This is a genomic window from Gracilimonas sp., assembly GCF_040218225.1.
Taxonomy (GTDB): Bacteria; Bacteroidota; Rhodothermia; order Balneolales; family Balneolaceae; genus Gracilimonas.
On sequence record NZ_JAVJQO010000002.1, the window covers coordinates 260,161 to 277,677 of the forward strand.

Sequence of the window (17,517 nt, forward strand, 5' to 3'; positions counted from 1 at the left end):
ACATCCTGAGGCTTTTATCAAAGAATCCTGATAAATGACAGGTCTGATATAAAGATCATTTTAGCTCGTTCAGAACCAACTGACCTTTATTAAAAATACCAACCGCCCGTCCTTTTAACTTTTTATCCAGATACGGAGAATTTTTGGACTTGGAGCGAACATTTTTTGGAGTGAACGTCCATTCCTCATCGGTATTAAAAAATGTCAGATTGGCTCTGGCTCCTTCCTTGATCTCCGGAGATTCAAGGTTCAGAATTCTGCGTGGATTGTATACGAGCTTATCCATCAGCTGCTGAAGATTCAATTTTTTAGTTTGCAGCAGCCGCTGATTGGTAATTGACCAAGCCGTTTCCAATCCAATGATTCCATTTGGAGCGTATATGAATTCAACCTCTTTTTCCTCTATGGCATGGGGAGCATGATCAGTACAAATAGCATCGATGGTTCCGTCTACTAATCCCTCAATCATTGCATCCACATCTTCCTGAGTTCGGAGTGGCGGGTGCATCTTAAAATTCGTATCAAAATTCTGCTTCTCAATCTCTTCATCGGTTAAATCAAAGTGATGAGTACAAACTTCAGTGGTAACATTGATACCCTTTTTCTTGGCTTGCCGAACTAAGTCTACCGCATTTTTTGTACTGATATGTGCTACGTGGATGTGTCCGCCAGTGTATTCAGCCAGCATAATATCCCGAGCAATCATCACTTCTTCGGCAATTCCCGGGGTTCCATCCAAACCAAGACGCGTTGCCACTTTACCCTCATTCATATGACCAGGCCGGGATAGTGCCAAATCTTCTTCATGATTAATGATTGGCAATCCCAGCATGGAAGAATATTCCAAAGCCACACGCATCACTTGTGAATTATACACCGGATCGCCATCATCACTAAAAGCAACAGCTCCGCCTTCTTTCAGGTCGGCCATTTCTGCTATAGATTTTCCTTTTCGCTCTTTAGTTACACATGCAATCGGATGAACATCTACCGCCAGTTTTTCTGCTTTTTTTATAATGAATTCCACCACATCGCGGGTGTGTGTGGCTGGCTTGGTGTTAGGCATGCAAGCCACTGCTGTAAATCCCCCGAAAGCTGCAGCATCGCAGCCGGTTTTTATGGTTTCTTTGTGTTCGAAACCTGGCTCACGCAAGTGCACATGCATATCCATCCAGCCCGGTGAAACATAGGCTCCTTCAAAGTCGTGAGATTCTTCCCCTTTTCCAGCTTTTAGCCCAGCACCAATTTCTTTGATCATGCCTTCCATGATACGAATATCAACGGTGTCTTTGCCTTTCTGAGAGTTACTGACAGGTTTCAGGTTTTTGAGGAGCATGAATTTATTTTTGAGCTTTCAGGTTCGACCACAAATATACCGTGATTCGGGGCTAAAGCACAAAGGGACTTTGGGATGTTTTCTGAATACCCAATACCCAATACCCAATACCCAATACCCAATACTCAATACTCAATACTCAAACACTATTTACTTCATCACTCTTTTAAAACCTCTATATTTGTAGCCGATCTTGAACCTGCAATCAACCCCCATGCCCGATAAACAAATTCCGTTTCTTTTTGATATTCCATCTGTTGCTGAGCTTACCGAGAAAATCAAAAATCTGTTGGAGCAGAATTTTGTAGATATTTTGGTGGAAGGTGAAACCAGTAATGTAAACCAAAGCCGGAACGGGCACTATTATTTTACGCTGAAAGACGCTGATGCCTCCCTGCCCTGTGTGATCTGGCGAAGCACTGCACAACGGCTCGATATCAATCTTACCGACGGACAACAAATTGTTGTAGGAGGAGACATCCAGGTTTATGCTCCGCACGGCCGCTACCAAATGATTGTTAACCTGGTGCAACAAGCCGGGATCGGGAAGCTTCAGCAGGCTTTTGAAAAGCTGAAGGCAAAGCTAAAAGAAGAAGGCTTATTTGATGATACTCATAAAGTGGCTTTACCCAAATTTCCGGAACGAATTGGTGTGATCACTTCCTCTACCGGAGCAGCCTTTCAGGATATACGATCTACCCTGGAGAAAAGATGGCCGCTCGCTGAGGTCAAACTCTACCATGCTAGTGTGCAGGGCGTAAACGCCGCCCCGGAAATCGTGGAAGGCATTAATTACTTCTCCAATCATAAAAATGTGGATGTATTGATCATAGGGCGTGGAGGCGGTTCACTGGAAGATTTATGGCCCTTCAACGAAGAATCGGTAGCGCGTGCAGTCTACCATTGTGAAGTACCGGTTATAAGTGCCGTTGGTCATGAAGTTGATTTCTCTATTTCCGATTTTGTGGCCGATGCCCGTGCTGCAACGCCAACTCAGGCTGCCGTACTAGCTGTTCCAGACATCAATGAAATCCGGTTCATGGTAGAAGATTACACCAAGAAGCTGGAAATGAACACCACCGGAGCCATTGAATTATATAAAGAAAAAGTGGCTAATATGGCGAAATCACATGCATTGCTTGCGGTGAAACAGAAGATGGAATCAGCCCGGTCCCGCATTCTAACTTTGAATGAAAAGCTGGAGCACCGGACGGAATCATTGGTTCGAAACCGAAAAGAACGTCTGACCAAATTATTTCACTCCTTAGATAAGCAGAATCCTAATGCACCCCTTGAAAAAGGGTTTGCCCGGGTATGGCAGGATGGAAAATGGATTCGTGAATCTCAGGCCTTCAAAAAAGCCTCTGGCTTCGATTTAGAATGGAAAGATGACAAAATCCCGGTTGAAAGATAAAACCCATATAACGGTATTAGGCGCCGGTGTTTCCGGTTTAACAACAGCCATTGTTCTTTTGGAAAATGGCTACTCTGTTAAAATCATTTCCAAACAACTACCTAAGCAAACAACCTCTGCCGTAGCTGCCGCCATCTGGTTTCCATACGAAGCCTACCCTGCTCATAAAGTATCCGTGTGGAGTAAAAATTCGCTGCTTCAATACCGACGTCTTTCTCAGGATGATTCTTCTGGTGTTTCATTTATTCCATTTACAGCTTATTTAAATACTGATGAGCAACCCTGGTGGCTGGATGCATTACCTTCAGAGAATATCTTAGACCGTAAAGTCTCTAGTCCGATCGATCCTAACCACCGAGGATTCAAGCTTTTTGTTCCACTTATTGAGACACCCATTTATTTAGATTACTTAGTGAACCGTTTTAAGGAATCGGGGGGCGAAATCCTTCAACAGGAAATTTCATCCATAGAAGAACTTGATGAATACCCATTGGTTGTTAATTGCCTGGGTTTGGGGGCAAAGCATTTATTTGATGACCACCTGCTATTTCCTATACAGGGGCAGGTTGTAAAAGTAGAACCATCGGCTGAAATTGAAGGCTCGGCTACTGAGTATCCATTGGGTAAAAACGGGGATGAAATGGCGTATATCATTCCCCGTAGAGATGGCATTATTCTGGGAGGTTCAGCCAAAAAACATCAGTCTTCCACTAAAACAGATGATTCCCTGACCAACCGCATTATTCATTATTGTTCCGAATTTGAACCGAAAGTCGCCAAACTATCCGTTTTAGAAACAAAAGTTGGATTGCGGCCCGGTCGGTCTGAGATCAGATTGGAAAAAGACGCGACTTTGCCTGTTGTACACAATTACGGACATGGTGGTGCCGGATATACAGTTTCTTGGGGCTGTGCAGAAGAGGTTCTGAAGCTCCTCTAAATAATCAGGTACTGATTTTCTTCATCAATTCTTTACCTGAACTTACTACCATCCAAAAAAACCGGGAGGAATTGTCATGTGCCTGATCAAAGTAAATACCCATAATTTTGAACTGGATGCTATTCCATGTGTAGACCTGAAAAATCCGAACAGCGCTGATCTGTTCAGGTATAACCGAAGCTGGATTTTAGCCCGTTTTGAAGATGGTATGGTTATCACAAAGCTTGATACCCCTGAGGAAGCTTTTATCGAATACCTGCCGGCTGAAAAAGCCTGGAAGCCTGTTTCTGCACCCGGATATATCTTTATCAATCAATTGTATGTTGCTGAAGATCACCCTGATGACTGGTTTAAATCCGAACTTCTGCTGCACTGCGAAGTTGAAAACAGCAAGAAGAACGGTATTGTTTTAATGTTGCCCAACGAATCATTTAAAAACAGCCAGCACTTCTATTTAAGTCGGGGATATCTTGAACATGCTCATCTTCCCGGATTCACTTTGTTAATAAAAAAATTCAAACCAGAAGCACCATCACCTTCTTTTGCTCTTTCCATGGAAGACAAACCGAATCCTATTCAAGCTCACCTGGTAACCATCAAATATGCAGACCAAAGTTCATTCATAAATTACTACATCTATGAGATGAAAAAAGTTTTTGAAGAGATGGGCTTTGAGGTTCAGCTAAAAAAACTACTTAGCGCGTCAGAAGCCCGTGAATCTGGCTCCCCTTATGGCACGTTCGGAGTTTTCCTGGATGGACATTTTCTGACCTTTCAACTTTTAAACAGAAGCGAAATTGAAGAGCTGATTGGAACTTTAGATCTAAACGAGATGTATCCTGAAGTAAAGCATTTATATGGTCGGCCGGTTGACTTCGATTTGTACTAACCGATATGATATCACATTTATAAACAGGTTAGTTGACACTTATAAGCCGATTTAAGGAAAATGGACTTCTGTCGATAAAGGAATGACATACTTCACAAACTCTAATCAGTAACATTAATCTACCAAGAGAATGATCTCCAGAATAGGTTTTACCATTGCAGTATTGGCTGCATTTTTTTTGAATGTACAAGCACAGGATAACAGTAATTTCAATTTTTCAGGGAATGCCCGTTTTTCTTATGGAAGCTCCTCCGGAGAAGCTTTTGAACATTTCGAAGGGACCTCTTTCTTAAGAGTTCGTGTTGGTGCTTTTTATGGTTTCAATGAAAATCACGGCTTTAAAGCTCGTTTGGCAACTACCCAATCCTCTGAATTTCCGGAAGCCAGCTTTACGATAAAAGCTGATGGCGGCGGTCTCAATACCGGCAGTATTTCATTCGATGAATTCTATTATCAGTTTAAAAACGAAAAAACTCAGGTAAAAGCAGGACGTTTCCAGCATACTCCAAAAGTACTTTCCAATGCCGGAAGAAGTCATATGCGCTTCATGAGTAACAACATCAATATCCATTGGATTGACGGTATTTATGTGAAAAGAAGCCTGAATGAAGACTGGTACGGTGAGGTGATTGGCGAATATCAGCCCCGCAATCACACCTCCTATTCTTACCGGGGCCCGCTTAACTTCGGAAACAATGAGCATAATGTTGCTTCTTACCTCGGCCTTGAAAACCGGACCCGTGATGACAATAACTTCATCCAAAAAGGATTTGGATTATTCGTTGCGCCCAATGCCTATCTCAAACCAAGCGGATACAGTACATATTTTGCCGTCATGAGCCACCTGGTCTACGACCTTCCGAAACCTGATGCCCTCAATGGCGGTAGCTTCCGGGTCGCAGCTGAGCTTGGCCAAAACCTGAATGCTGCTTTTGAAGATGGAACCAGTGCCGTACTATCCTTAGGCATCAATAATTTCGCCGATAAACATCAATTTATGGTAGAATTTGCAAGAACAGATTCTGATTGGTTAACTCCGAATGTATATGCCCCAAATGCCGATGAGCTCGAAATTCGGTATCGATATTTTATTTCTGATGATTTAAACATTGACTTCCGATATCGAATTCGTGAGTCCCGAAGTGATTTCGTTGACACAAACTATAACTTCTTTGCACGAGCTACCTATTCTTTCTAACTGAATAAGGGATTAATCTAAGCTTCTTGCTTAGGGTAGCAGCCGAGGATTTTAAGCTCCTCGGCTTTTTTATTGAGTTCATCCAAACCCACCGAAACTTCCGGGTCATCAATATTGGCATGGATATCCAGATAAAAAGAATATTTCCATGGTTCATTAAGCCGTGGCCGGGATTCCAGCTTGGCCATATTAATTTTGTGCTTGTGTAAAATGTTCAGGCATTCGATCAAGGAACCTTCATCATTGGATGTAACCATCATCAATGATGTTTTAGCTGGTATCTGTAGATCAACCTGAACCGGTTCTTTTGAAGCTATCACAAAACGGGTAAAATTTTCCTTTTGGTTGGCTATGTCATGTTCAATAACATGCAATCCGTATAGATCAGCGGCATGAGCACCGGCAATAGCTCCCTGAGAAAGATCGCCATCCTCCAGTACTTTCTTGGCCGACATTGCTGTATCAAGATATGATTCCACTTTACAGCGTGGTAGCTTGGATAAAAACTGCGAACACTGAGCTATAGCTTGAGGGTGCGACATAATCCGCCGAATCTTACTCAGCTCCACAGGTTCAACCGCCATCAAACAATGAACTACTTTCAGAATTTCTTCTCCCACGATATGAAGTTTTTCATTCCCTAAAATATCATAAGTATCGTTGATAGAACCCGCAGTAGTATTTTCAATGGGTAACAGAGCGTAGTCCACCTTTTCCTCCAAAACAGCTTGGGCAGCCTGTTGAAAAGTGTCGTAACCGATGGCTTCAACTTTTGAATAGCGCTCGCTGAAATGCCGGATAGCAGCCTGGTGACTGTAAGCCCCATCGGTTCCCTGGTAAGAAACCCGAATAGCATCGCCGTTTGGTTTTTCATTTTGATGGTCAACCAGAGAATGCGTTTGAAAGCGAACTGAGTTAGTTATAATCTCCCTGAATAAATGCTCTGCATAATATCGATCCAGCCCTACTTCGTGTGCCAAATCCCGGATTCGGTTCAGGAGTTGCTCCTCTCTTTCGAGATCCCGGATTCCCTTTTCATTCTTGAGTTTCAAATCCGAGACTTCCTTTACCAAACCCTGCCGCTGGGCTAGCGCCTTCAGGATGGTACGGTCTATTTCATCCAGCTGTTTGCGGATGGATTCTAAATTATCTGACATAAAATTATTAACTATCTGTGAGTGAGTACTGGAAAGTAGTAAAAGTGACGGGGATATGAAGAAGGAATTTCATCAGGAATAAATGAATGATTACAATTTGGGTAAGTGACTGGGGCGTAATCAGTAACTAATTTTCCAGTCTTCCGTAGCAAGCCTGCAACTCTAAAGAAAATTATACACTAAGTTAATGACAGAACGGAATATCAGCAGATCAAAAACCTTGGCAATCTTCATTTTCACAATCCTTTTTGGATTTATCCTGTTTATTATTCCTAATCTGTTCTTCGGTATTACAAAAGTTGGCGGCGGACTAACCGGAATCAATTTACTATATATTGCCCTTTTCCAGTTCTGCACGGTTACTTTACTCATCTACTACTCCCTTAAATGGATTGGAAAAGATTTTAAATTTATCGGGTGGTCGTGGGAAAACTGGAAGAAAGATGGCGGACTTGGCCTGATTGTTGGATTAGGCTGGGCTGTTTTACAATTTGCCTGGATTATTCCAGCTACCGGGGGCGCTTCGAGAGCTGATATTTCCCAAATTCTAGATATGATGGACGGAACCGTTATTGGGCTGATCTCATATATCTCACTTGGGGTTATTGGCGGAGGCATTACAGAGGAAATCTACAATCGAGGCTATTTCATCAACATTTTAAAAAGCACGTTCAAGAATCCGAAAACCGGGCTTTGGATCTCTGCCATTATTTCTATTCTGTTTTTTGCAGCCGGACACTTACCCACCAATATCATAGAATGGATTGATATTATGGTTCCCACAATTATGTATACACTTCTTTTTGTTTTCACTGGTCGTTTAGCTCCTTCCATTATAGCACATAGCATATACAATATGACGGGAATCCTTGCAGTCTACTTTTTGTACTACGGCTGATGCTTTTCACTTATTTGGCTTAAAAGTCTAAATTAACTATCGTGGTTAATCACTTTAATAAAGACCTATATCATGTTGAAGTTAATCTTCCTTCCACTGTTCACTTTACTATTTCTTAGCCAACCCAACGACCCTGCTACCGAAATAGATGCTTTCTGGGGTGAAATGAGCCGAACCGTAGCGGAGGGCGAATTCGAAGAATATGCGGCCTTATATCATGAGGATGCTGTTTTAGTGAATGGCATTTCCGGAGAAAGCTATCCTATTACTGATGCCCTGGGCGGCTGGAAGCAAGGATTTATGGATACTAAAGCTGGCAAAATGTCGGCCAGTGTAGAGTTTCGGTTCAGTACCAGATTACATAATGAAACCACAGCCCACGACACCGGTATTTTTCACTATACCTCACAAATAAATGGTGAAGACCCACAGCCTATTTTTGTGCACTTTCAGGGACTTTTGGTTAAAAAAGATGGTGAATGGAAGCTGGTGATGGAGTATCAGGAATCCATGGCATCAGAAGAAGAATGGAATGAGTTGAAATAATAATTACTCATTTTTATTAAAACTTTTTTCCAGATGCTCCGTAGTTTGCGGCTATGATTTATGCACTTATCGCCCTGTTCACATCCTGGCTTATCGTCTATGTATTGGAGAAAAGAAATCTATTAAGTATTTGGTTTACACCTTTAAATCAAAGAGCCAGGGAATTCATGACCGGGTTTATCATCCTCGCAATACTGAGTGCCATCACTCAACTATTTCTGGGATACTTGGGTGGTACTTACTGGCAGCTGAATAATAATATTACCGCCGACCTGGTTTTCAATTCAGCCTTTTATGATTTGAAATCTGTTTTATTTGAAGAGCTGACGTTCAGGGGCATCATTCTATACTTACTACTTCGATATACTAAAAGAACTCAATCCTCTCTTTTGATAACAGCAGCTGCTTTCGGTATTTATCACTGGTTTACCTTTGGTGTATTAGGAAACGTGATGGCAATGATTGTCGTGTTCATTACAACCGGATATATGGGGTATGTTTTCGCGGTTTCCTATGAAAAGACTAGCTCCGTTGTGCTTCCCATAGCCATTCACTTCGGCTGGAACCTTATTAACAACACTGTGTTTTCAAATGGCCCGAATGGAATTCAAATTTTTGAGGCTGTTCAGGGTCATCCTCCCTTTGATCTTGGAAATTACTCTGGTCTACTCTCTCTGGGGTGGTACTTGCTCATTCCTACAGTTGTTCTGATTATTCTTCACAATTTTTATACCCGTCAAACCAGAGACTTCAAATTATTATAGCTTAATCAAGGTTTGGAACGACCTAAAGTTCTAACTCGTTGCGCGGTAGAGAATACTGAGTCTAACTTAACTATGAGCGCCACCAAATCAAGTACATTATTCGGAACTGATCGCAGGGTTATCGCGCTTGGTGTAGCCCGAATGGCTGATGCAATGGGCAATTCCTTTCTCATCGTTGTATTACCACTTTATATCGCCAGCGGAAGTGTTTCAGGAGAACTCTTTGGGTTTTCAGAATCACTTATCACCGGACTTGTTTTAGGATTATATGGTCTGGTAAGCTCGGCTTTTCAACCCTTTGCCGGCCGGTTATCTGATAAAGCCGGAAAAAGAAGATCGTTTGTTATACTAGGATTGGTGCTCTTCATGTTTGCCAATTTTTCGTATGTATTGGCCGACAGCTATGAAATCCTTTTTGTAATTCGTGCAGCCCAAGGTATAGCTGCAGCTCTGACTATAACCGCCAGTATAGCTTTGGTCAGTGAAGTGAGCAGAACCGAAACCCGTGGTGAAAATATGGGTGTGTATAATTCCTTCCGGCTTATTGGTTTTGGAGCCGGCCCGCTGTTAAGTGGTATTCTGGTAGAAGCCGGACCTTATCCGGTTCCTTACATTGGAGAGATCAATGGATTTATTGCCTCTTTTTGTGTGGCAGGATTCATGGCCTTAATTAGCGGATTGCTTGTTTCTATCATGGTAAGTGATCCGGAAGAAACCGAGCCCAGCACTGAAAAAATGGTATTCAGAGTTACCTCAGATAGCCCCGATTATACACTTGACCCTATCTTTGCGTTGGGATTAGCTACATTTATTATGAGTACCGGATTTGCCTTGCTCGCCTCCATCGAGCCACAGATAAATGAACGGCTTTCGCAGGGAGCCTTCATTTTTTCTATTCAGTTTAGCGCACTCGTTGGGATGCTCGCACTCGTTCAGCCTTTTGTGGGCCGGCTTAGCGACCGGTATGGACGTAAAGTATTTATTGTAGCCGGATTGATTGGGTTAGTGCCCATCACACTTGCCCAGGGACTTTCAACAGAGTCGTGGCATCTTATTACAACCAGAGCCTTACAAGGTATAAGTGCAGCTATGGTTTTTGCACCGGCTTTAGCGCTTGCCGGTGATTTAACCAAGGCCGGACAGGAAGGGGCCCAGCTTTCTGTTCTTACTGTTTCCTTTGGAATCGGCATTTCTTTTGGTGCTTTTATCTCCGGATTTGCTATCCGTTTTGGTTTTATTGCACCTTTCGCTATCGGAGCTGCTTTAGCTGCCCTGGGAGCAATCCTGGTTCAGACTCAGGTTCCTAAAAAACCTGATGACTAGTTTTCATCTTCATTAAGCCAGCCAAACCTGCGTTGCAGCGATTTTATAGTTATAGCGTGTCGTTCGGTACCCCGGGTACCCAGCAGAAATCCGATGGGTTTGAGGTCATCTACATTCTCACATACAATCTTAAACAAACCGAGGTAAGGTATGATGATCAACATGCCTGGCAGTCCCCAAATCATACTGGCTGCAATCAAAGAAAAAATAATCACCAGCGGATTTATCTGAACATATGAGCCGGTGATATTCGGGGTAAGGATATTATTCTCTAAAAACTGAATAATCAGAAACTGGATAATAATCGGGATAGCCAAACCCGGAGTTCCTGTTCCCAGCGAAAAAAGCAATACCACGGCATAGCCAAGCACGGTTCCCAGGTAAGGAATCAGATTGAAAAGAGCGGCTATAATTCCAAATAGCAGGGCATAATCCAAGCCAATGATGTAAAACCCAAAGGAGTTTAATCCCATCAAAATAAAACATACAATTACCAGTCCTTTCAGGTATTTAGGTACCACTTCCGAAGCCTGATTAATAATATTTTGCGCCGTTTCTTCCTGACTGTTGTATATAAGCATCGAAATAAAATCACGAAATTTATCCCTATAAAACAGAAGCAGAAAGGTATAAACGGGAATCAGACCAAGGCTCAGCAAAGTGTTAGTGGTAGCGGTAAAAAGCTGACTTAAATATTGCCCCGTTTCTCCAAGAGACTCAATCAGTGAATCTATCCCTGAAATATAAATACCCGTGTAAGCACCAATGGTATTGAAGATGCTTTGAATATTTGTTTCAAACTGATCTTTCAATTTCGGAAAGTCCTCAGTGAAGCTCGCAGAAAGTGTGCCAATTGCTGTTACAACACCCGTTACAATAGCTATAAAACCCAGTATCACTATAAAGTTTGTGGCTATGCGCGGAATTTTATGCTCCTCAAGCCAATTGGCATAAGGAAAAAGCAGGTAAGCCAGCATAATGCTCAGGAAAAGAGGCACCAAAAGCGGTCGGGCTAAAATCAGTGCTGCTACAACCAGAAAGGCAAAAGCCAACCTGATGGTATTTCGTAGTAAAAGCGGGTATTCATTCATAGGGTTTAATTTTTCTACCTGAGGATACAACTCGTATCCGAATTTATCACTATAAGTATAAACTTAAGACTATATTATTTTTTCTATCAGGATACGACTTTGTTCCCTCTTTTTATTACACTGTTGATTCACTCTAACTAATTGTGCGCCTTATGAAAAGAATAATCGCTCTCTGCTTTGCTTTTTTAATGTATGTAAATGCTTTTGCACAGCTTAGTCAGTCCGACATAGATTTCGCTGTAGAATACCTGAATGCAACTCAACAGAACATTGTGAATTTGGTTGAACCTTTATCTGATGAAGCCTGGAATCATAAGCCGGAAGACGGAGGATGGTCAGTAGCCAACTGCCTGGAGCATATCCTGATTACTGAATCATCTTTTTTCCAGATGGCACAGGGGTATATGAGTCAGTCAGAAGCTAACCCTAATTTTGATAGTTCCTTATCCGATGGAGTTTTAATTGGAATGATGGCTAATCGCGGAAATCGTGTTCAAACAGCTGAACAGTTCGAGCCATCCGGAAAATGGACTACCAAACAGGAAATGCTGGATGCGCTGGAAGCCTCCCGAACCAAACTGATAAACTACCTTTCTGATTCAGAAATGAATCTCAGACACCATAAAGCAAATACTCCTTTTGGAGAGCTTGATACGTACCAGGTTTTCCTGCTTGTTGCCGGCCACAGCCAGCGACATACCTTCCAAATGCAGGAAGTGCTCGGTGAAATGGAAGGAATGTAATCAATTAAGCAGCCTGTGCAGAATATTATCCGGCCGGTACCCATCCAAAGGAATACGGCCGGAAATTTGCCATTGAGTACCTTCCAAAAAGTTACCGTATTCAGGATTATCAAACACTATGGCATAATCCAGAACTACATAAAACAAGTCTAATCCAAAGCCGAGAGACTGATAGGACATATCCGCTTCAAACCCACCTGCTTTTCTCAATCCCCATCTAATTGCAACTGTTTCCATAAACTTAACTTCGGCACCAGAATGCATCCAAATTTGCTGTTCTGGTTCAATGACTTTGTTATTAATCCCATCGTAATAGTTATAACTACCCCAGGAACTTGCCAAAGCTTTAAATGGATTCATAGCTACATAATAGGTCCCCGACTCATTGACTCTGGATTCTCTGCGAACTAATAATTTTGATGCATTTTGCATCACCCTTAGCTCCACAAAATTATACCCGTTTTTCTTCTGTAAGGATATAAATGTAAAGCCAACACCGGCTTGTAACCTTGTCGGTAATGAAGAAGATCTTTCAGAATTATAATAATCTACTCCTTTAAAGTAATTCACTCCTTTGCCAAAATTCGTCAAGGCCAGTCCGGAACTTGGCTTAATTGTTCCGAAATCATATTTCATGGAAAACTCATGTTGCAATCCTAAATCCATACTCCATGCATATACAGGCTCCACTTTTTGGGCAGAAACCATGGTCCCGATAGCCTCACCGCTGTATAAATAATTTAATGCGGCTCCTATCTTTAAGTTATTTTCAAATTGACGGGCATAGGCAAACTTTGTGATTAATTCAGTATTTCTGAATTTATAATTCATATTTTCGTAATAATAAGTTGTAACTAACTGACCACCTACTCTAAATCCCTGAATCGAAATTCCAATGGTGGATTTGTTCACATCATAGGTTCCCGACAATTGATAGCTTTTATAATCTAAAGCGTATGGGTGCTGAAAAGCATTAAAGTCGGGTGAAAGTTTTAGTACCTCATCCTCTCCAATTCCTGCCGGGTTTACAAATATACTACCATACCCATCGCTCAATGAAACGGTAGCTGTACCTAGAGAAAGACTTTTAACGTCAAAATTTTGTGTAGGTAATGGAAAAGCTGTGATATTTAACTGAGCGATAATAGAAGTTGAACCAGCCAGCATCAGAAACACCGATAAGATTACTTTCATAAAAGAAGTGATTAGTTAAATGTAATCGTAACGGTTTGCTTACATATAAATCGGGTTTAATTTCAATGTAATCTTGACGGTTAAAATTTTGATCCCAAAAATTGAGGACTTTATTCTTTTACAATTACAAATTGTGCCTGGTCAACTTTAGCTACGGTTGCAAAAAAAGATTTAAACTCTTCATATTCCTCTCTGGAAATATCTCGTTCTTGTATTATCAATTCTCTTTCCATCAAGATTTTACCCTCTTCTTTGGTTAGTGAAAAACGAAAGCTTCCGAAGTTATTTTCTACCAATTCATCGGCAGGTAAAGCCTCAACAGTGTAGCCTCCAGGAAGTTCAAATATCGTGGTGTCTATTTCTGAAAATTTATATGGAAGTCGCAACGCAGTTGACCTGAACTCTTCATCCGGGATATAAATATTCCACCTGTTCAACTTATTAACAGGTACAAATAATCGTTTAGATGAAGCTGAAGCAAAATCGCTGGCATTGATATTTGCCTGATAACCTGTTTCAGGTTCCTCATCGCTAAGTCCCAAAAACTTGTATGACTCAAGGCTAAAATCGTTAAGGGTAATGGATTTTATTAACCATTCTTCCCTCTTTTTCTCCGATAATGGCCTCAGTTGATGTACCATATCGTCATCCATTGCACCTTTATTGTGAAGCTTTGATAACAAAGAAGCAGAACCATCTTCACTTAACTTCACCTCAACAAATCTACTTACAACATTTTGTTCAGCATCAGAAATTCCTGTATTCATGATTTTGCCTCCCTCTGAAGTAACCAATAAGGCATTCTTACCTTCATTTCCGGCTCCAATTCTTCCAGGTTTAATATACTTGCTCGTACATTCAAGCCAAATAACCTCCCCACTTTGAAGTGTTACCCTCAATATTACATGATTGAATTGGTTTGATGGAAATTCTGCAATGACTTCTGGACTACCTATACCATTTCTGATTAAAGCTGGCTGAGCTTTTATACCCGCATATTCAAGAATGGCATGCATATAATTAACTAATGCTTTACAGTCACCGTATTTATTTTTGTACACAAAATCAGCTGAAAATGGTTCCCACCCTCCCAGGCCTAGTTGAATACTTACATATCTTACCTGGTCCTGCATATATTTATAAAGCGTAATGACTTTATCTCTCTCACTTTCAATTCCCGCTAACAACCGATCTATTTCTTCCCTGGCAGACGCCGGAAGTTCTCTTTTGCCTGCTGCAAGGTGATAGTACCATTTCCCAAACGACTCCCAGCTGCTTGCATCACCTTTGCTATTTTCTACTTTGAAGTTCGATGCAGAAACCACAACATTTGGAAAAATTTCTGAATATGGTGGACTGTAAACCTCTCGCTTTTTAGCTAATTCGGTATTTAGCTCCCATTTTGTACTTCTGTAATCAGCTAATTCTGTTACTGTTGGGTCACCCTCTATATTTTTACTGAAGTACCTTACGTTGCCTTTCGTATAATCTTTTATCTCAAATGATGCTTCATTAAGTGATTGACTATATGATTTTGGACGCCAACTTGGCAAGTTTAGCGTACCAGAATATTTGTATTTGTATTTATACTCAATGGTATATGGATATGAATAATAATAAGCCTCCAGCACTTTTACCCTTGCATCCGTAAAGAAATTACTGCCAGATGCACTAAAATCTTGAGCATCATCAATGGTGTAAACTCCTACTACCATCCCAGACTTATTTGTTACCTGAACATCCAAATACTCAAGTTCTCTAAAATGGTCATAGAAAAGCTGGAAGTTCCCCATATGCCTGTGCTCTTCATCGAGTATGGTAATGACTCCGTGTTCGGTATACTCTGCTTCGTCTTCACTGTAAAAACTGAGCACAACTTCCTGATCCCTAACACTTGATGATGCTCCAAGGGTATAAATATCGCTTACTGGTTTTATATACTCAGGATTAGGTTCGAATAGAATTTTCTGACCACCACACCCTGAAAAGATGAGTACCAAAGAAATCAGCGCAAGTTTATTCATCATCTTCATATTCCTAAATCTCTTTCTTTAATACTATGTTTTCACTGTGTCTGGTAACCAGGTCTTCATACATATCTTTAATTTTTTGATATTCTTCCGGCATAAATTTTTTCTTTTTTACATTAAAGATGTATTGAAATGAAATCGTATTTCCCATGGTCTGTACAATCCGCTGAAAATGCGCATCCTGAGACGGTAATGCATGTAAGACCGATTGGGGTATTTCATCAACCTTCCACCCTTCTGGAATAATTATATTTACAATAAGCCTTTTATTGAATGGGTAATCATATTCAACCGGATAGGTCCTCTCCTGTAGCTTAAAAGGATTTTTTGAAACACGGTCTGTGATCATCGGGTTGAGGTAAATGATACCAACAGAATCTTGTCCATTTTTATGAAATTCTATTTCGTATGAGTAAGGCTCTGTCAGGCTTGCTTGCTTCACAACCATGGTGTCAATATTGATACCATCGGCATTAAAAAAGTCGCTACTTTCTATAGACTCTGTTTTTGTTGAATCCATTTTCTCACGGTCAGCCATTGCAAAAAACCCTTCGTTTCTTGCACTAAGATCCCCTTCATATCCACCTGTTTCATCAATCGTCAGGTTAATTAATTTTATCATGCTGTGCTGTACCGCGTTATCGATATTAATCCAGATCGGACTTCCTTCATGAATCAGCAGCCCTTCCCCATTTGTAGTTGTGGCCGGAAGAAGGTTAAACGGTCTCTTTTCGTTATTTGCGTCTAACAAATAGTACCTATCGTCTACTTCTACATAGGCTATGGTGTGATTGAATTGAGAAACAAGTGGGAAAAGCTTAATAATCTCTCCATTCATACGGGTACTTAAAATTACCGGATACGATTTAAGCCCGGCCTCTCTCAGCATTTGTATCAGAATCAGGTTAATGGTACCGCTATTGCCACTACTGCTTTCATAGGCATCTTCAAGATCTTCGAATGCATAAATGCTGGTTCGCTCATTCCAAACCATCACTTCTGATATATGATCAAAAATCTTCTGTACTTTCTCTAAATCAGAATCACCATCAGTAATCAAATTATTTACGGCCGCTTTTAATTTTCTACTGCTTTCAAGCCGTTTACCAAAATCCCCGTCATCTAAAAGTTCTTGTGATAGCTCTGGCCACGTAGACAAAAAGTTTGTGACATAACCATCCGGAGACGTGAATGATGAGAGCTGAAACCTTACGTGCGATAAATAATCAACTGTTGCTTTCATATAAGGCTCGGGCCTGATAGCCGGTAAATTTTTCATGGCGTAAAAGTGCTTGTTCATCATTACACTTTCAGACCGATTCCCTATTCTTACAAAACCGACATGCGTGGATTTATCGGTACTATGGTATTCCTGAAAGCCTCTTTTAACCGAAAGGTAGCTGAACCATTCGGGGATGTTGGTCGTGTATTCACTCCAAAGAACCGGGATCTCCCGTTGAAAAAACCAGTCAGGAAAATCAACCGGATGATTCGACCATAATTCATATTCATACTCAAATACACTTCCCTTTTTTAAATTAGGGAGACTAAATTTTTCCTCCGACCAATTGTCTGATATTTTTTCTTTATAAACATCTCTTCGGCCAATATCCTCTTTGCTGACCTTCCCATTCTCTTCTAAATTATAAGTTTGGGCATTTATTTTTTTTACATCTTGCTCTGGATCAGTAGTTCTGTATCTGATACCTATTTCCCCTAAATCAAGCCCTTCATCTGTCAGGATTTTTATTCGTATATGCCGTTTAAACTTCACATGAAATTTCTCATTGTAGTACTCAACAAACGTCTCTCCTTTATCAAAAAGCACAACAGCCTTTGCCGTTGAGTCATTTTCATACACTGTCATCTCAAGTTGATGCTTCGGCACATCACCAAAATCATAAACCTGCTGAAATGCATAGCTCACATCAAAAGAAAAAAGTAAAAGTGTTAAAAGGATGATATTCTTCATTGTTACCAGTTTTGTAATTCTG

General features: G+C 41.0%; 15 protein-coding genes. 9 read left to right on the plus strand and 6 right to left on the minus strand.

The genetic code is table 11. From position 1 onward, the window contains the following. Positions 1-55: 55 nt before the first annotated feature. On the minus strand, positions 56-1,336 hold the full coding sequence (locus tag RIB15_RS01175) for a dihydroorotase (protein ID WP_350200316.1): 1,281 nt from the start codon (positions 1,334-1,336) through the stop codon (positions 56-58). Between the two features lie 214 nt (positions 1,337-1,550). Here RIB15_RS01175 and xseA point away from each other — a divergent pair, with 214 nt between their 5' ends. The 4 genes from xseA (at position 1,551) to RIB15_RS01195 (ending at position 5,777) form a co-directional block, all read left to right on the plus strand. Further along, entirely contained in the window at positions 1,551-2,750 is a 1,200-nt protein-coding gene (gene xseA / locus RIB15_RS01180) for an exodeoxyribonuclease VII large subunit (protein ID WP_350200317.1), read from the plus strand. Next, positions 2,725-3,690 carry an FAD-dependent oxidoreductase gene (locus RIB15_RS01185; protein WP_350200318.1) on the plus strand — a complete coding sequence of 322 codons (966 nt, stop codon included), beginning with the start codon at positions 2,725-2,727 and terminating at the stop codon, positions 3,688-3,690. Before xseA ends, RIB15_RS01185 begins: the two co-directional genes overlap by 26 nt. A 76-nt stretch (positions 3,691-3,766) precedes the next feature. Then, positions 3,767-4,579, plus strand: coding sequence for a YoaP domain-containing protein (locus tag RIB15_RS01190; protein WP_350200319.1), 813 nt, complete (start codon positions 3,767-3,769; stop codon positions 4,577-4,579). Positions 4,580-4,709: 130 nt separating this feature from the next. Continuing rightward, complete coding sequence (locus tag RIB15_RS01195; RefSeq protein ID WP_350200320.1) at positions 4,710-5,777, plus strand: hypothetical protein; 1,068 nt, start codon at positions 4,710-4,712, stop codon at positions 5,775-5,777. Between the two features lie 17 nt (positions 5,778-5,794). On the opposite strand, the gene pheA is transcribed toward RIB15_RS01195, so the two are convergent. Beyond that, complete coding sequence (pheA, locus tag RIB15_RS01200) at positions 5,795-6,934, minus strand: prephenate dehydratase (RefSeq protein ID WP_350200321.1); 1,140 nt, start codon at positions 6,932-6,934, stop codon at positions 5,795-5,797. Between the two features lie 187 nt (positions 6,935-7,121). Here pheA and RIB15_RS01205 point away from each other — a divergent pair, with 187 nt between their 5' ends. The 4 genes from RIB15_RS01205 to RIB15_RS01220 all read left to right on the plus strand — a co-directional run bounded on the left by RIB15_RS01205 (position 7,122) and on the right by RIB15_RS01220 (position 10,465). Beyond that, entirely contained in the window at positions 7,122-7,832 is a 711-nt protein-coding gene (locus tag RIB15_RS01205) for a CPBP family intramembrane glutamic endopeptidase (protein ID WP_350200322.1), read from the plus strand. A 72-nt stretch (positions 7,833-7,904) separates the two neighbouring features. Then, on the plus strand, positions 7,905-8,378 hold the full coding sequence (locus RIB15_RS01210) for a YybH family protein (protein WP_350200323.1): 474 nt from the start codon (positions 7,905-7,907) through the stop codon (positions 8,376-8,378). A gap of 53 nt (positions 8,379-8,431) precedes the next feature. Next, a complete protein-coding gene (locus RIB15_RS01215) occupies positions 8,432-9,142 on the plus strand; it encodes a CPBP family intramembrane glutamic endopeptidase (RefSeq protein ID WP_350200324.1) in 711 nt (236 codons plus the stop codon). 72 nt (positions 9,143-9,214) lie between these two features. Next, positions 9,215-10,465, plus strand: a complete 1,251-nt coding sequence (locus RIB15_RS01220) for an MFS transporter (protein WP_350200325.1) — start codon at positions 9,215-9,217, stop codon at positions 10,463-10,465. Here the strand turns inward: RIB15_RS01220 and RIB15_RS01225 are convergent. Then, positions 10,462-11,556, minus strand: coding sequence for an AI-2E family transporter (locus RIB15_RS01225; RefSeq protein WP_350200326.1), 1,095 nt, complete (start codon positions 11,554-11,556; stop codon positions 10,462-10,464). The two genes, RIB15_RS01220 and RIB15_RS01225, sit on opposite strands and share 4 nt — an antisense overlap. 152 nt (positions 11,557-11,708) lie before the next feature. Here RIB15_RS01225 and RIB15_RS01230 point away from each other — a divergent pair, with 152 nt between their 5' ends. Beyond that, on the plus strand, positions 11,709-12,299 hold the full coding sequence (locus RIB15_RS01230; RefSeq protein WP_350200327.1) for a DinB family protein: 591 nt from the start codon (positions 11,709-11,711) through the stop codon (positions 12,297-12,299). Here the strand turns inward: RIB15_RS01230 and RIB15_RS01235 are convergent, their stop codons facing one another. The 3 genes from RIB15_RS01235 to RIB15_RS01245 all read right to left on the minus strand — a co-directional run bounded on the left by RIB15_RS01235 (position 12,300) and on the right by RIB15_RS01245 (position 17,495). Further along, positions 12,300-13,493 carry a PorV/PorQ family protein gene (locus RIB15_RS01235; RefSeq protein ID WP_350200328.1) on the minus strand — a complete coding sequence of 398 codons (1,194 nt, stop codon included), beginning with the start codon at positions 13,491-13,493 and terminating at the stop codon, positions 12,300-12,302. A gap of 110 nt (positions 13,494-13,603) precedes the next feature. Continuing rightward, a complete protein-coding gene (locus tag RIB15_RS01240) occupies positions 13,604-15,520 on the minus strand; it encodes a DUF3858 domain-containing protein (RefSeq protein ID WP_350200329.1) in 1,917 nt (638 codons plus the stop codon). Between the two features lie 10 nt (positions 15,521-15,530). Next, positions 15,531-17,495 (minus strand): DUF3858 domain-containing protein, encoded by a 1,965-nt coding sequence (locus tag RIB15_RS01245; protein WP_350200330.1) that lies wholly within the window; start codon positions 17,493-17,495, stop codon positions 15,531-15,533. Positions 17,496-17,517 lie beyond the last annotated feature (22 nt).

Coding starts and splice junctions, on each gene's coding strand:
- RIB15_RS01175 (WP_350200316.1), bottom strand. CDS start 1,336: ATGCTCCTCAAAAACCTGAAACCTGTCAGTAACTCTCAGAAAGGCAAA.
- xseA (WP_350200317.1), top strand. CDS start 1,551: ATGCCCGATAAACAAATTCCGTTTCTTTTTGATATTCCATCTGTTGCT.
- RIB15_RS01185 (WP_350200318.1), top strand. CDS start 2,725: ATGACAAAATCCCGGTTGAAAGATAAAACCCATATAACGGTATTAGGC.
- RIB15_RS01190 (WP_350200319.1), top strand. CDS start 3,767: ATGTGCCTGATCAAAGTAAATACCCATAATTTTGAACTGGATGCTATT.
- RIB15_RS01195 (WP_350200320.1), top strand. CDS start 4,710: ATGATCTCCAGAATAGGTTTTACCATTGCAGTATTGGCTGCATTTTTT.
- pheA (WP_350200321.1), bottom strand. CDS start 6,934: ATGTCAGATAATTTAGAATCCATCCGCAAACAGCTGGATGAAATAGAC.
- RIB15_RS01205 (WP_350200322.1), top strand. CDS start 7,122: ATGACAGAACGGAATATCAGCAGATCAAAAACCTTGGCAATCTTCATT.
- RIB15_RS01210 (WP_350200323.1), top strand. CDS start 7,905: ATGTTGAAGTTAATCTTCCTTCCACTGTTCACTTTACTATTTCTTAGC.
- RIB15_RS01215 (WP_350200324.1), top strand. CDS start 8,432: ATGATTTATGCACTTATCGCCCTGTTCACATCCTGGCTTATCGTCTAT.
- RIB15_RS01220 (WP_350200325.1), top strand. CDS start 9,215: ATGAGCGCCACCAAATCAAGTACATTATTCGGAACTGATCGCAGGGTT.
- RIB15_RS01225 (WP_350200326.1), bottom strand. CDS start 11,556: ATGAATGAATACCCGCTTTTACTACGAAATACCATCAGGTTGGCTTTT.
- RIB15_RS01230 (WP_350200327.1), top strand. CDS start 11,709: ATGAAAAGAATAATCGCTCTCTGCTTTGCTTTTTTAATGTATGTAAAT.
- RIB15_RS01235 (WP_350200328.1), bottom strand. CDS start 13,493: ATGAAAGTAATCTTATCGGTGTTTCTGATGCTGGCTGGTTCAACTTCT.
- RIB15_RS01240 (WP_350200329.1), bottom strand. CDS start 15,520: ATGATGAATAAACTTGCGCTGATTTCTTTGGTACTCATCTTTTCAGGG.
- RIB15_RS01245 (WP_350200330.1), bottom strand. CDS start 17,495: ATGAAGAATATCATCCTTTTAACACTTTTACTTTTTTCTTTTGATGTG.